General features: G+C 58.7%; 13 protein-coding genes. 7 read left to right on the plus strand and 6 right to left on the minus strand.

Features of this window, described 5'->3' with window-relative positions; all coding sequences use genetic code 11:
- The first annotated feature begins 163 nt into the window (after positions 1-163).
- The 5 genes from phnR to G5253_RS16815 all read left to right on the plus strand — a co-directional run bounded on the left by phnR (position 164) and on the right by G5253_RS16815 (position 6536).
- On the plus strand, positions 164-871 hold the full coding sequence (gene phnR, locus G5253_RS16795; RefSeq protein ID WP_005300236.1) for a phosphonate utilization transcriptional regulator PhnR: 708 nt from the start codon (positions 164-166) through the stop codon (positions 869-871).
- 120 nt (positions 872-991) lie between these two features.
- On the plus strand, positions 992-2011 hold the full coding sequence (locus G5253_RS16800) for a putative 2-aminoethylphosphonate ABC transporter substrate-binding protein (RefSeq protein ID WP_266134852.1): 1020 nt from the start codon (positions 992-994) through the stop codon (positions 2009-2011).
- Between the two features lie 272 nt (positions 2012-2283).
- The gene (locus G5253_RS16805; protein WP_266134851.1) at positions 2284-3378 is read left to right on the plus strand and encodes a putative 2-aminoethylphosphonate ABC transporter ATP-binding protein; all 1095 of its coding nucleotides are present in this window, start codon (positions 2284-2286) and stop codon (positions 3376-3378) included.
- Positions 3375-5111, plus strand: a complete 1737-nt coding sequence (locus G5253_RS16810) for a putative 2-aminoethylphosphonate ABC transporter permease subunit (RefSeq protein ID WP_266134850.1) — start codon at positions 3375-3377, stop codon at positions 5109-5111. Before G5253_RS16805 ends, G5253_RS16810 begins: the two co-directional genes overlap by 4 nt.
- Positions 5112-5129: 18 nt before the next feature.
- The gene (locus tag G5253_RS16815; RefSeq protein WP_266134849.1) at positions 5130-6536 is read left to right on the plus strand and encodes an FAD-dependent oxidoreductase; all 1407 of its coding nucleotides are present in this window, start codon (positions 5130-5132) and stop codon (positions 6534-6536) included.
- An 83-nt stretch (positions 6537-6619) separates the two neighbouring features.
- Here the strand turns inward: G5253_RS16815 and G5253_RS16820 are convergent, their stop codons facing one another.
- Entirely contained in the window at positions 6620-7318 is a 699-nt protein-coding gene (locus tag G5253_RS16820; RefSeq protein WP_266134848.1) for a TetR/AcrR family transcriptional regulator, read from the minus strand.
- 196 nt (positions 7319-7514) lie between these two features.
- Between G5253_RS16820 and G5253_RS16825 the strand changes: the two genes are divergently transcribed.
- Together G5253_RS16825 and G5253_RS16830 are read left to right on the plus strand one after the other, a co-directional pair.
- A complete protein-coding gene (locus G5253_RS16825) occupies positions 7515-9446 on the plus strand; it encodes an amidohydrolase (RefSeq protein WP_266134847.1) in 1932 nt (643 codons plus the stop codon).
- 251 nt (positions 9447-9697) lie between these two features.
- Positions 9698-10453 (plus strand): NYN domain-containing protein, encoded by a 756-nt coding sequence (locus G5253_RS16830; RefSeq protein ID WP_216953471.1) that lies wholly within the window; start codon positions 9698-9700, stop codon positions 10451-10453.
- A gap of 132 nt (positions 10454-10585) precedes the next feature.
- Here G5253_RS16830 and G5253_RS16835 read toward each other — a convergent pair whose 3' ends face one another.
- The 5 genes from G5253_RS16835 to odhB all read right to left on the minus strand — a co-directional run bounded on the left by G5253_RS16835 (position 10586) and on the right by odhB (position 15207).
- A complete protein-coding gene (locus G5253_RS16835) occupies positions 10586-10924 on the minus strand; it encodes a hypothetical protein (protein WP_266134846.1) in 339 nt (112 codons plus the stop codon).
- Between the two features lie 291 nt (positions 10925-11215).
- A complete protein-coding gene (locus G5253_RS16840) occupies positions 11216-11683 on the minus strand; it encodes a GNAT family N-acetyltransferase (RefSeq protein WP_266134845.1) in 468 nt (155 codons plus the stop codon).
- Positions 11684-11809: 126 nt separating this feature from the next.
- Positions 11810-12682, minus strand: coding sequence for a succinate--CoA ligase subunit alpha (sucD, locus tag G5253_RS16845; protein WP_005333542.1), 873 nt, complete (start codon positions 12680-12682; stop codon positions 11810-11812).
- A complete protein-coding gene (gene sucC / locus G5253_RS16850) occupies positions 12682-13848 on the minus strand; it encodes an ADP-forming succinate--CoA ligase subunit beta (RefSeq protein ID WP_005346090.1) in 1167 nt (388 codons plus the stop codon). Before sucC ends, sucD begins: the two co-directional genes overlap by 1 nt.
- 171 nt (positions 13849-14019) lie before the next feature.
- Positions 14020-15207 (minus strand): 2-oxoglutarate dehydrogenase complex dihydrolipoyllysine-residue succinyltransferase, encoded by a 1188-nt coding sequence (gene odhB, locus G5253_RS16855; RefSeq protein WP_266134844.1) that lies wholly within the window; start codon positions 15205-15207, stop codon positions 14020-14022.
- Positions 15208-15228: the final 21 nt, after the last annotated feature.

The following is a 15228-nucleotide window of genomic DNA, read 5'->3' on the forward strand; positions in this document are numbered from 1 at the left end:
GCGCCGGGATCGCGATAATCTAGGAAGCCTGAACAGCAGGGGCGATGCTGGTATCTACCAATGCATGTTGATGTCGCCGTTTAACGACCGGGCAAATGACCAGCCCTGTGCCCAGCCCATTGCCCAACTCATTGCACAACTTATTGCAAAACCAGGGATTTTCATGAGCAAGCCGCAATATCTGCAGATTAAGGATGCCCTCGCCAACCAGATCCTGGCGGGGGGGCTGGCCCCCAACGACAAGCTCCCCTCCGAGCGGCTGCTGGGGGAACTCTATGGCACCACAAGGGTCACCATCCGCGAGGCGCTGGTGCAGCTGGAGGCAAACGGCCTTATCTATCGGGAGGATCGCCGCGGCTGGTTTGTCACCCCGCCGCGCTTTCGCTTGAACCCCAGACGCACCTCCAACTTTCACCAGATAGTGCGGGAGCAAGGGGGTGAACCACGCACCGAGCTGCTGGAGAAAAGCCGCCAGGCGGTGCCGCCCGCGTTGATGGCGCAGTTGCAGCTCAAGCCGTTCGACAGCCTGTTTCTGCTCAAACGGCTGCGCTATGCCAACGGGCGAGCCATCTGCTACTGCGAGAACCACTGCCTGCCCGAGCGGGTACCCGGCCTGCTGGAGCTGGATCTCAACGGCAGTCTGACCGAGATCTACCAGGCCCATTACGATCTTCACTACGCCCGCATGCAGGTGCGTTTCTTCCCCACCGCCCTGCCGGACGAGGTGGCCAAGGCGCTGGGGGCCACCGCCGGTCTGCCCGCCCTGCGCCTCGAACGGCTCAACTTCGATCAGCACGGTCGGGTGCTCGACTTCGATCTGGAGTACTGGCGCCACGACAGTCTGGAGATCGAGGTGGATACCCAGGATTAGTCATGAACAAATCAGGGACGGCAAAACGTCACGGGGCTGTCACGGTCACGTCATAAAAAAACCCTAGCCTCTCTCTCGACCAATCTGGTTTATACCAAGCCAACTTATATGGAGAAGAGGATGAAACAGGGAACCCATCTGCTGGCCGCCGCCGTGCTGGCTGCCACGACAGCCCCGGCACTGGCCGCGACCGATCTCACCGTCTACACAGCCTTCGAACCGGAGCAGCTCAACGAGCTGAAAACCGCGTTCGAACGCCAGCATCCGGATATCAACATCAAGTGGGTGCGTGACTCCACCGGCGTGGTCACCGCCCGCTTGCTGGCAGAAAAAGCCCAGCCCAAAGCGGATGTGGTGTGGGGACTGGCCGCCACCAGCCTGATGCAGCTCGATCAGCAGCAGATGCTCAATGCCTATGCACCGAAAGGGCTGGATAAGCTCGACAGCCGCTTTCGCGACAGCAAGGCCGAGCCGCACTGGATCGGTCTGGACGCCTTCTTCAGCGCCATCTGCTTCAACAAGGTAGAGGCGGAAAAACAGGGGATCCCGGCCCCCACCAGCTGGGCCGACCTCACCAAGCCCATCTACAAGGGCAAAGTGATCATGCCCAACCCCAGCTCCTCCGGCACCGGTTACCTGAGCGTTGCGGGCTGGCTGCAGACCATGGGCGAGCAGCAGGGCTGGCAATTCATGAACGGCCTGCACCAGAACATCGACCGTTACACCCACTCGGGCTCCGCCCCCTGCAAGCTGGCCGCCAGCGGTGAAACGGTGATCGGTATCTCCTTCGACTTCCCGGCTACCAGCCTCAAAGCCAAGGGTGCCCCCATCGAAGTGGTGTTCCCGACAGAGGGGTCGGGCTGGGATATGGAAGCTGCCGCCATCATCAAGGGCACCCCCAAACTGGAAGCCGCCAAACAGCTGCTCGACTTTGCAGCCACCGAACAGGCCAACGCCCTCTACAACAAGTCGTTCGCCGTGGTCGCCATCCCCGATGTGGCCCAACCGAGAGCGGGCTATCCGGCGGATATCAAAGGCCAGATGATCGACAACGACTTTAGCTGGGCCGCCCGCGAGCGCAACGCCATCCTGGCCCAGTGGAGCGCCAGCTTCGACGGCAAGACCGAAGCCAAACAGTAAGCGTGAAGGGCGGCGGTTTGTTCACGCCAGACACACCGCTGCCAATACACTGCCAGTCGAAGGCCAACAGCTGTTGGCCTTCGCTTTTTGGTTTTAACTTCCCGAGTTTGTATTGCCTTCAATTAGCGATGCTTAGTCCATTCGCACAGTGCCCAGCCACTTGTTGGCGACCCGCCGTCATCTGACTGTCATCAAGCTGTCATCCCCCGATCACCTGACCGTCACACTTCACCCGCAAACTGGTATATACCAAATCAGTAGCGAGTCGAACCATGACCCAGCCCTATCTGGACATTCAACATCTCAACAAGCAGTTCGGTGCTTTTCAGGCCCTTAAAGGGATCTCTCTGACCATTGAGCCGGGGGAGTTTATCTGCTTTCTCGGCCCCTCCGGCTGCGGCAAAACCACCTTGCTCAGAGCCATCGCCGGGCTGGATCTGCCGGACAACGGCGAGATCTGGCAAGGAGGGCGCAATATCTCCCGCCTGCCGCCCCAGGAGCGCGATTTTGGCATCGTGTTTCAGTCCTATGCTCTCTTTCCCAACCTGACGGTTGCCCAGAACATCGCCTTCGGCCTTGAAAATCAGGGGTTGGCGCGGGATCTCATCAAGGAGCGGGTCGATCACTGGCTGGGGCTGGTGGATCTCACGGCCCAGTCCCACAAATACCCGAGCCAGATCTCCGGCGGCCAGCAGCAGCGGGTGGCGCTGGCCCGGGCGCTCGCCCTCTCCCCCGGTCTGTTGTTGCTGGACGAACCGCTCAGCGCGCTGGATGCGCTGGTGCGCACCCATCTTCGCAGCGAGATCCGCGCCCTGCAGCAGCGCCTTGGCATCACCACCATCATGGTGACCCACGATCAGGAAGAGGCGCTGACCATGGCCGATCGCATCGTGGTGATGGAGGGTGGCCGTATCGTACAGGTGGGCACCCCGCAGGAGATCTACCACCAGCCTGCCAACCGTTTCGTGGCAAGCTTTGTCGGTACCATGAACTTCCTCGAGACCCTGGTGCTGAGCCCCACTCAGGTGCGCCTCAACGAACAACCGCTGCAACTCGCCAACCGGGCCGCGGCCGGCAGCAAATTGCAGGTGGCGATCCGCCCCGAGGCAATCACCCTGAGTGCGCCGAGCGAGCCGTATCTTGGCCAACGTGGCGTTGAAGCAACCATCGATCAGGTGGAGTTTCTCGGCGCCGCCCAGCGCCTTATCTGCACCGCCGACACCTATCTGGGCCCGCAGCAGATCCTGGTGGAGCGCCCGACCCATGAGCTGCCCCGCCACGAACAGGGTGGCTGGCGCAGCGGCATGCGCTGCTCGCTGCACTGGCCTGCCGGGGCGATGCAGCTGTTTGAAGGAGAGCGCCCATGACAGCCCCCTTTGCGACCTCCTCCCTGTTGCCGCCAGCGACAGTCCGCCAAGACTCTCGCTGGCAGCGGCTCTGTCGCGGCTGGAGCCGGGATCAGCTGCTGCAACTGATCATGCTGGTGCTCGGCATCGCCCTGCTCACCGGCGGTCTGCTGCTGCCGCTGCTCACCATGCTGCAAAAGAGCCTGCAGGATGAGAACGGCCTCTGGGTGGGCCTTGCCAACTTCAGCGCCTACTTCGACTCCCCTCATCTGGGGCGCACCATCGGCAACACCCTCTGGCTCGGGGTGCTGATCACCGCGCTGGTGGTGACCCTCGCCTTTGGCTACGCCTACGCCCTCACCCGCACCTGTATGCCGGGCAAGAGCCTGTTTCGCCTCATCGGTTTGATCCCGCTGTTGATGCCCTCCCTGTTGCCCGCCATCAGTCTGGTCTACTGGTTTGGCAATCAGGGGATCGCCAAGGGGCTGCTCGGCGGCGAGAGCATCTACGGCCCCATCGGCATCGTCATCGGTCTTGGCTTCTGGTGCTTCCCCCACGCCCTGATGATCCTTATCACGGCGCTCGGCCAGAGCGACGCCCGCCTCTATGAAGCCTCCCGGGTGCTGGGCAGCAGCGGCTGGCGCACCTTTGTCACCGTCACCCTGCCTACCGCCCGTTATGGCCTGCTCAGCGCCGCCATCGCCGTCTTTACCCTCACCATCTGCGACTTCGGGGTGGCCAAGGTGATTGGCGGCCAGTACAGCGTGCTGGCCACCGACATCTACCGGCAGGTGATCGGGATGCAGAACTTCTCGCTGGGCGCCGTTGCCAGCGTCACTCTGCTGCTGCCGGCACTGTTGAGCTTTGCCCTGGAGCACAGAGTGCGCAGCAAGATGCAGGAGCAGAGCAGCACCAAGGCGGTGCCCTATCAGCCCAAACCCCATCGGCTGCGGGATCTGCTGGCGCTCGGCTGGTGTACCCTCTGGGCCCTGCTGTTTCTGGCGCTGGTGGGGATGGCCGTTTACGGCTCCCTGGTACAGTTCTGGCCCTACAACCTCGGGCTGACGCTGGATCACTACGCCTTTGACAGCAACAGCGTCTACGGCTGGCAGCCCTTTACCAACACCTTGCAGCTGGGCCTCTATACCGCGCTGATCGGCACCGTGCTGGTGATGGTGCTGGCCTGGGCGCAGGAGAAGGGGAGCCACTTTGCGCCGCTTCGCCAGCTGTTGCATCTGCTCGCCATGCTGTCGCTGGCGGTGCCCGGCATGGTGCTGGGGCTGGGTTACATCTTCTTTTTCAACGGCAATCCGCTCTTTGGCAGCCTCTATGGCACTCTGCCGCTGATGGTGCTCTCCTGCGTCATCCACTACTACACGGTGGGTCATATGACGGCGCTGACCAGCCTCAAGCAACTGCCCAAGGAGCTGGAGCTGGTGGCCATCTCATTGCGCATTCCGCTCTGGAAGGCGTTCTGGCGAGTCACCCTGCCCGCCTCCCTACCGGCGCTGCTGGAGATCTTCATCTATCTGTTCGTCAACGCCATGACCACCACCTCGGCGGTGATCTTCCTCTACTCGAGCGACAGCGTGCTCGCCTCCATCGCCGTGCTCAATATGGAGGATTCCGGCGACACCGCAGCAGCAGCCGCCATGGCCACCCTGATCCTGCTGGCCGCCGCCACCGTCAAGCTGCTCCAGCTCTTTTTGAGCCGCGCCCTGCTGGATCGCACCCAGCGCTGGCGCCACCAATAACCTTATCGAGGAGTCATCATGTCCACTATCCCCTTCTGGCTGGCCGAGGCGCTCGCCGCCGAACAGCCCGCGCCGCCCACGCCCCTAGTCGGCAACCACGAGGTCGATGTCTGCATCGTCGGCGGCGGCTTTACCGGGCTGTGGAGCGCCATTGCCCTTAAACAGGCCGAGCCCCACCTGCACGTCATAGTGCTGGAAAAAGATCGCTGCGGCAGCGGCGCCTCCGGGCGCAACGGCGGCTGTTTGCTCACCTGGTCGGCCAAATACCTGACCTTAAAGCGCCTCTTTGGCGAGCGGCAGGCCGCCTGGCTGGTGCAAAGATCCGAGCAGGCGGTGCACGAGATCGCCCGCTTCTGCGAAACGCACAACATAGAGGCACAGCTGAGGGTCGAGGGCACCTGCTACACCGCTACCAGCGAGGCGCAGCGCGGCCTGATGGAGCCGGTATTGCGGGAGCTACAGCGAGCCAACCTTAACCAGTGGCAGGCGATTGAAGAGGGTGAACTGGCGAGCCAGAGCGGCTCCCACGTTCATCTGGAGGGGCTCTATAGCCCCCACGCCGGTTCGGTACAACCGGCGCTCTTGGTGCGCGGCCTGCTGCGGGTGGCGCGGGAACTGGGGGTCGAGGTTTATGAGCACTCCCCCATGCAGCGCCTCGAAGCGGGTCAGCCGGCGCGGGTGCAAACGCCGCAGGGGGAGGTGCGCGCCCGCAAAGTGGTGCTGGCCCTCAACAGCGCCATGGTGCAGCACTTTCGCGAGTTTCGCCGCAGTATCGTGCTGGTCTCCTCCGATATGGTGATAACCGACCCCGCGCCGGATGCACTGGCCGCCCAGCAGCTTGCGCACGGCCGCTCCGTGGTGGATGGCCGCACCTTTGTCCATTACTACCGCTCCACCCCGCAAGGGCGGCTGATGCTGGGCAAGGGGGGCAACACCTTCGCCTTTGCCAACCGCCATCTGGCCGAGTTCGATGCGCCGAGCCGTTATCTTGCCCCCCTCACCCGCACCCTGCGCCGCTTCTTTCCGGCACTCAAAGAGGTGCCCATCGCCGCCAGCTGGTGCGGCGCCTCCGACCGCTCGGTAGATGGCCTCCCCTTCTTCGGCCACTGGCGAGGGCAGCCCAATATCGTCTATGGCCTCGGCTACTCCGGCAACGGGGTGGCCCAGAGCTGGATGGGCGGCCAGATCCTGGCGGCCCTGGTGCGCGATGAAGTGCGGGAGGAGGACAAGCCGTGGCGCGAATGCGCGCTGGTCAGCGGCCCGCGCGGCTATTTTCCGCCAGAGCCATTTCGCTGGCTGGGGGCAATGGCGGTACGCAATGCCATCCGTCGCAAAGAGCGGGCGGAAGATGAAAACCGCCCGGTGGCCTGGTATGACAAACAGCTGGCCAAACTTGCCGATGCGGCGGGCAAGGCGGATAAATAATCGCGCTGACATCGCTCTTGCACGGTTCAGCCACGTCTGGCTACAACAAGCAAAGCGCCGACCCGCACACCTTGCGGCGCCTGTTATGGCGCCGCCTTTGCCTGCACTTCCGTGCCCATAAGCAGGGCTGGCCTTGCCTGCCACACCCGTGCCGGGTCGGACTCGGCAATAGCGGCAGCGATCAGCTGCTCGCTCCAGCGACGATGCAGCAACCACATCCTCTGGCCCGCCTCCCCATCACCACGGGTGCACTGCTTGGTCACATCGGCGGTGCGATAGAAGTAGCGCACCAGACTCGTGAGCTCGGCCTCCGGCCAGCGGCAGCCAAAGTCGCGCAGCAGGGATGACCAGAAGTCAATCTGGCGCCGCTCGTGCTCCTGCTCGACCACGTGCAGTTCGGGGATGAGATCCATGGCGTGCCACAAGGCACCATAGCCGACAAAGCGACGATCAAGCTCTTCAAGCGCCAGATCCAGCAGCACCAGCACGTGCGGCCAACTGGTCGCCTGGGTTCGGATCTGCTCTTGCGCCTCACAGATAGCTGCCAGCCACCCCATAGCGAGACGGCAAATGATCGCCTCCTTGTTGGGATAGAGGTGGTAGAGCGATTTGATCCCGACACCGGCCCGATCAGCAATGGCATTGGTGTTGAGGGCGGCAAAACCTCGCTCCTGCAGCAACAGCAGGGTGGCCTGTTCAATGCGACTCGCCACCTCCTGACTGCGCTGCTGCCGGGGCTGACGCCGCATATGCAGGGCGGCAGGCACTCGTTGTTCTGACATCTTCTCTCCTTCGAACCACTGGGGTCCCCTCTTTGCCCGGGTCACGACCGGTAGTGGCTCATTGACATCCATGAGACAAAGTAAACAAAAAGTTAAATAAATGCAGTAATTACTGGATTTTTTCAGAATAGCTGCAATAAACATATCTGCTCAGATCTGCAGTAATTACTGCATTTACCCCAAGGAGAGCAGTGCAATGGATAGCAAACAGACCCCAACCCGATTTGGCATCACCCTCCTGTTGGCCGCAGGCCTGCTCGGTGGCTGCCGAAGTGACACCAATGATACGAATGGGGCAACGACCCTCTATCTCAATGGCAAGATCCACACCCAGGATGGGCAACGTCAGGTGGCCGAGGCCATGATGATCCGCGACGGCCAGTTTATCTATGTGGGCAACCGGGAGGGGGCCGAAGCGCTCAAACGCCCCACCACCCGAGTGGTGGACCTGCAAGGGCGTATGGTGCTGCCCGGCCTGCACGACAACCATATCCACTTGCTCGGTACGGTAGCACTGGACATGTGCGATCTCGATGGCAAACCCGTCACTCTGGATCAGCTGGCCGCCAAGATCAGCACATGCCTGCCCCGCTATGCGGCCAAGCCGGGGGAGTGGCTGGTGGTCAATCAGTGGTCCCCCTATGAGGGCAATACGGCAACCGCCAGCCATGCCACCCTGCTGGCGGCCCTCGATGCCGCCGCCCCCGACAATCCGGTGGTGCTGGCCGGGGTCGATGGCCATGCCAGTGCCTACAACTCCCGCGCCCTTGCCATGGCGCAGGATAACGACGGCAACACAATCGGCTTCAATGGAACTACGCTGGCCCCCGGCGGGGCCTTCGAGCCCTTTATCCCCTATGTCGACCTGACCAGCGGAGTGGTGCGTGACACGGCCCGCAGCGCCATTCCGGTGCCCGATAGCGGCCTGCTGAGCGCCAGCGATGAGCAGGCAGCCAGCCAATACGACCAGATCCTGCCCGCCATTGCCGAGCTGATGGCCTCTCGCGGTATCACCAGCATTCAGGATGCCTGCGCCACCGACTTTATCCGCCAGCGACTACTCACCATGCAGTCACGGGATCTGCTGCATATGCGTGTCACGGCCGCCACCTGCTTTAGCGATGATGATTATCAGGGCAAACTCGATATAGAGGGGCATCTTGCCAAGGCCAGCCAGGTGAGAGAATCCTTTGCCAACAACCCGCTGATCAAGGCCGATGCAGTCAAGATCTTCCTCGACGGTGTGCTGGAAGGGGATCCCTTCACAACCCCCCCCTTCCTGCCCAATGCCGGCATGCTGGCAAACTACCACACCCCCCATCTGGCCAGAGACCCGGCTACCGATGAAGTGACCATCACAGCCGACAGCGAGGAGTCCGGCAGCAACGGGATCGTCAACTACCGGGAGGCCGACCTCACCCGCTATATAGGGGCGCTGGACAAGGCAGGCTTCAGCATCCATATGCACAGCATCGGTGATCGCACCACCCGCACGGCGCTGGATGCCCTCACCGCCGCCCGCGCCAGCAACGGTGATAGCGGCATTCCCCACACCCTGGCCCACCTGCAGGTGGTCCATCCCGATGATCAAAAACGGCTCGGCGAGCTTGGGCTCTACCTCACCTTCACCTATGCCTGGACCTCCCCCCAACTGGCCTACGACATGCTGGTCGCCTCCTTTATCCAGCCGACCCGGGTGGGCCAATCCCTGAGCGATGCCCTCTATGATCCCCTCGGCTATCTGCACGACGCCCTCTACCCGGTCGAGAGTTCGCGCAAGGCGGGGGCCATACTGGTCGCAGGCAGCGATGCCCCAGTCGACAGCCGGGATCCCCGCCCCTTCGAAAATATGGCGACCGGGATCATCAAGGCTCCCCAAAGCGGCGATGACTATCGCGCCAGCCAGCGCATCACCCTGGACGAAATGCTGGCGGCCTACACCATCAATGGCGCCCGCGCGGTGCGCCAGCAGGCTATCAGCGGCTCGATCGAGGCGGGCAAATCGGCCGACTTTATCGTGCTGGATCGGGATCTCTACCAGCTGGTCGCCTCCGGCAAGCCGGAGCAGATCGCCGATACCCAGGTAGTCCAGACCGTCTTTCGCGGGCAAACCATCTTTAACCAGTAGGACTCTGGTAGTAAGACAAGTCATCAGCTGCGAACAGAATGATAATACCGACCCTTGGGTCGGTATTATCATTGTGGAGTTTTTTCTTAAGAAGACTCCTAATATTGAGAGGTTCAACACTGGCAGTCCAAAATACTTGTGGCATACTACATGACCCCAAGCGTCTGGATATGTTTTACTGCTCGCATTGAGGGCTAAGTGCTGTAATGGAGTCACAGCGCATAAAATAATTAAATAGCACGGAGGCCTTTATGAAAGATAAAGAAAAAATAGCCGTATTTATTGATGCTGATAATGCACCCGCAGGTAAAATAGACATAGTTCTTTCAGAATTAGCTAGATACGGCGTTGTAAATATTAGAAAAGCATATGGTAACTGGAAAAACCCTAATCTTAAACCATGGGAAGATGTCCTACACGACTATGCCATACAACCAGTACAACAATTTGATTTAACAAAGGGTAAAAATGCGACAGACATGGCATTAGTCATTGATGTAATGGACGTAATATATACAAAGGATATTGACATAATATGCCTTGTATCATCGGATTGTGATTTTACACCTTTAGTTACCAGAACACTTGCTGATGGGAAATTTGTCATCGGATTTGGAGAACGGAAAGCACCATTACCATTCGTTAATAGTTGTTCTCGATTTCTATATCTGGATGCCGAGCCAGTGCTGGAGCTACCCATTCAAAAACAAAGTAAAAACATAAAGGGTGACACAAAACTCATCAATTTACTCCGGCAGGCAATAGATGCTATTGGCGAAGATGATGGCTGGGCTATGCTTGGTGAGATTGGCAACCACATTTCAAACCATGCTTCATTTGATCAACGAAACTACGGATTTAGAAAGCTGAGCGATCTATTCCAGTCCATCGATCTCTTCGAGATGAAAAAAACAAATGGTTCAGTTATTTGGGTTAGAGACAAAAGAAAAGCAAAACAACTGAATAAGTCCACTCCACCCTTACAATCCGTAGCAAGTAAAAACTAATCATAAGTCTCTAGGGTCGAAGAACGACACGAATCCTGACATACGAAAATATACTCCCTAATAAAAACAGTTAATACGTTAGTGTCATCGTTAGGGAGTTATGTGAAGTGATAACAGAAAGCCATTGTCTTGTTAAATAGGTTTATGATTAATGACAACATCCTTATTTTTTAAATGATTAACGTGAAAGCACCAACCCCAAAAAAGTCTAGCGTTAGAATAAGAGATAATAATTCCGAACACGGCAATGCCCACCAGCTCCTGACAATACCCAATCAACTGTATATAGTTTGCAAATTTCCAGAGAAGACCACCCGTTCTCCTACTAAATGTCACTATTTCACATGTGTCAGCCAAAACAATATTGGTGCCGATAAGCAAAAATCCAGCGCCGACAAAAAAGACAAGCAGCACATGACCAACCACAAGTAACTGGGCGCGCTTATCTCCATCAGAAAAAATAAAATCCAAACCAGAACATAAGCAAAGATAACGGGATCAGGTTAAACGCAATGTCACCAATACTTTGGTAGATGAAGAATTATCAAAAATTGCTGCGTTGCCAACCACAACAAGCATCATGATAAACAGCAGAAAAAACCACCTCATTGTTTCCTCCAAGCACCGAGAGCGCGGCCATAAAAATGTTAGCACCTCATCGCCTCAACTTGTGACGTCAAATATCAAGTGCGCATTATTGCGCCAACAAAAGCGGAATAAATAAGGATGTGGTTAAGCCGTAAAACAGATTTATAGGCATATTTATGTGATGGCATGCCATACCATAATGGTCGTTTCCCAGTGACCGTGGGTTGATTTATGTATTGCGTTGAAGCCTTGCTCACGATAGAAGCCAACATTATGTGTTTCACACTGCAAGTAGAGTGTCGCAACACCACGGGAAACAGCCATATTCCTGGCAACATTCATCAATTTTTTAGCGATACCTTTTCTGCGGTGTACTGCTGAAACATAGATACCACCAATCCAGAACTCATATTCAGGGTGATTTTTATTTTCCTGAATTTTAATCTCCAATGTTCCAACCAGTTCTCTATCGTCATGCGCCACCAAGCTAAATGGGATATCTCTATTTAAGGCTGTGACTTCAACCTTTTTACGTACCATCTCTTTCGTAACGCCGGGCACATGAGAGGCCCATTCATCGAAATACCAGCCGACTATTGTCGATATATGATGCGGATGATCTGCAAGCAATGAAATTTCCATATATCCTTTTTCCCAAGGCAAAACATATTCTTTAATTCGCGAGAATAGATAATGATGTCCTATTATTAGGCATAAAAAACCGCCCATCGGGCGGCATTTTTATTAGAGATAACGGGCTAACAGAAATTACCAGCCGGTCACTTCGCGCAGGGCCTTGCCGATATCGGCCAGGGAGCGGACGGTTTTCACGCCAGCATCTTCCAGCGCGGCAAACTTCTCGGCGGCAGTACCCTTGCCACCGGAGATGATGGCGCCAGCGTGGCCCATCCGCTTGCCGGGAGGGGCAGTAACACCCGCGATATAGGAGACCACCGGCTTGGTGACGTGGGCCTTGATATAGGCGGCCGCGTCTTCCTCGGCGTTGCCGCCGATCTCGCCGATCATCACGATCGCTTCGGTCTGCGGGTCGTTCTGGAACATCTCCAGAATGTCGATAAAGTTGGAGCCCGGGATGGGGTCGCCACCGATACCGACGCAGGTGGACTGGCCAAAGCCTTCGTCAGTGGTCTGCTTGACCGCTTCGTAGGTCAGGGTGCCGGAGCGGGAGACGATGCCCACCTTGCCCGGCTTGTGAATGTGGCCCGGCATGATGCCAATCTTGCACTCACCCGGGGTGATCACGCCCGGGCAGTTGGGGCCGATCATCCGCACGCCGGTCTCTTGCAGCTTCACTTTGACGTCCAGCATATCCAGCGTCGGGATGCCTTCGGTGATGGTGACAATCAGCTTGATGCCTGCGTCGATCGCTTCCAGGATAGCGTCCTTGCAAAACGGTGCCGGAACATAGATGACGGAGGCGGTAGCGCCGGTCGCTTCGACCGCGTCACGGACGGTGTTGAACACCGGCAGGCCCAGATGGGTGGTGCCGCCCTTGCCCGGGGAGACGCCACCCACCAGCTGGGTGCCGTAGGAGAGCGCCTGCTCGGAGTGGAAAGTACCCTGACCGCCGGTAAAGCCCTGGCAGATGACTCGGGTGTCCTTGTTGATCAGTACGCTCATCAGTTGGCCTCCGCTGCTTTGACGACTTGCTGCGCGGCATCGGTCAGACTCTTGGCCGCAATGATGTTGAGGCCGCTCTCGGCCAGCTTGATACCACCCAGCTCGGCGTTGTTGCCTTCCAGACGGACCACGACGGGCACCTTGACCCCCACTTCCTTGACCGCACCTATGATGCCTTCCGCGATCATGTCGCAGCGCACGATGCCGCCAAAGATGTTGACCAGCACCGCTTTGACGTTGCTGTCGGAGAGGATGATCTTGAACGCCTCGGTTACGCGCTCCTTGGTGGCGCCGCCGCCGACGTCAAGGAAGTTGGCCGGCTTGCCGCCGTGCAGGTTGACGATATCCATGGTGCCCATGGCCAGACCCGCGCCGTTGACCATGCAGCCGATGTTGCCATCGAGGGCCACATAGTTGAGCTCCCACTGGGCAGCGTGCGCTTCGCGGGGGTCATCCTGCGACGGGTCGTGCATCTCGCGCAGCTTGGGCTGGCGATAGAGGGCGTTGGCGTCGATGTTGATCTTGCCATCCAGGCAGTGCAGGTTGCCCTGCGCGGTGATCACCAGCGGGTTGATCTCCAGCAGCGCGAAGTCGCAGTCGAGGAACATCTGGCCCAGACCCATGAAGATCTTGGTGAACTGTTTGATCTGATCGCCGACCAGACCCAGTTTGAAGGCCAGCTCGCGGGCCTGATAGGGCTGCGGGCCAACCAGCGGATCCAGGGTGGCCTTGTGGATCAGATGAGGGGTTTCGTGGGCGATCTTCTCGATGTCCACACCACCTTCGGTCGAGGCCATGAAGACCACGCGACGGGAGCCACGGTCAACCACGGCGCCCAGGTAGAGCTCTTTGGCGATGTCGGTGCAGGATTCAACCAGGATCTTGGTGACCGGCTGGCCGTTGGCGTCGGTCTGGTAGGTCACCAGATTTTTGCCAAGCCAGTTTTGGGCGAAGGCACGGATCTCATCCTTGCTCTTGGCCACTTTCACGCCGCCCGCTTTACCGCGGCCACCGGCGTGTACCTGGCATTTGACGACCCAGGTATTGCCGCCAATCTTGTCGGCCGCTTCGGCCGCTTCTTGTGGGGTAGCACAGGCATAACCTTCGGAGACCGGCAGGCCATACTCGGCAAACAGCTGTTTTGCCTGATATTCATGCAGATTCATAGATGCTCTATCCGTGTTGTAGGTATTTCCGTCCGGGGCTGGTGTTTCTCAATCCCCTGTGAATGGGGGCCTGGGCGGCCCCTCGTTATCTTTCAATCGCTCGGGTATTACTCAAACGTCCAGCAGCACACTCAGCTCGGGGCGCAAACCCCTTGCCCGGGTGCCACAGGCTTAGACGTCCAGCAACAGACGGGTCGGGTCTTCCAGCAGCTCCTTGACGGAGACCAGGAAGCCTACCGATTCGCGTCCGTCGATGAGACGGTGATCGTAGGAGAGCGCCAGATACATCATCGGCAGGATCTCGACCTTGCCGTCAACGGCCATCGGGCGATCCTGGATCTTGTGCATGCCCAGAATGGCGCTCTGGGGCGGGTTGATGATCGGGGTGGACATCAGGGAGCCGAACACGCCACCGTTGGTGATGGTGAAGTTGCCGCCAGTCAGTTCATCCACGGTCAGCTTGCCGTCACGGCCCTTGCCCGCCAGATCCTTGATGGCCTTCTCAATGTCCGCCAGGCTCATGTTGTCGCAGTCGCGCAGCACCGGCGTCACCAGACCACGGGGGGTAGAGACGGCGATGCTGACGTCGAAGTAGTTGTGATAAACCACGTCATCACCATCGAGCGCCGCGTTCACTTCCGGATAGCGCTTGAGGGACTCCACCACCGCCTTCACGTAGAAGGACATAAAGCCGAGCTTGATGCCGTGCTTTTTCTCGAAGATCTCGCCGTACTGCTTGCGCAGATCCATGATGGGCTTCATGTTGACCTCGTTGAAGGTGGTCAGCATGGCGGTGGTGTTTTTCGCTTCCAGTAGACGCTCGGCGATGCGCTTACGCAGACGGGTCATCGGTACCCGCTTCTCGCTGCGACCGGCCAGTGCGGCAACCGGAGCGACCGGAGCCGCAGCAACGGGAGCGGCGGCTGCAGGCTTGCTCAGGACCTTGATGTAGGCTTCCACATCATCCTTGGTGATGCGACCGCCCTTGCCGGTGCCGGTCAGCTTGGCCACGTCGATGTCGTGCTCGCCAATCAGACGACGCACCGAGGGACTCAGGCTATCGGCGCCATCATCGGCCACCGCTTCGGCCGGCTTCTCCTTGGTCTCTTCACCGGCTACGGCAGCCGCCTTGATGGTGGCGATCAGCTGGCGGGAGAGGACGGTCGCCCCCTCTGCCTGCAGGATGTCGCCCAGCACGCCAGCTTGCGGTGCCGGTACTTCCAGCACCACCTTGTCGGTTTCGATGTCGACCAGCACTTCATCACGGGCAACCAGATCACCCGGCTTCTTGTGCCAGGTGGCAATGGTGGCATCCGCCACTGATTCCGGCAGATCCGGTACCTTGATCTCGATAGTCATCTAATCAGTTCCTTGTTACTT

This window comes from Aeromonas sp. 602658, from assembly GCF_049173005.1.
Classification (GTDB): Bacteria; Pseudomonadota; Gammaproteobacteria; order Enterobacterales; family Aeromonadaceae; genus Aeromonas; species Aeromonas veronii_A.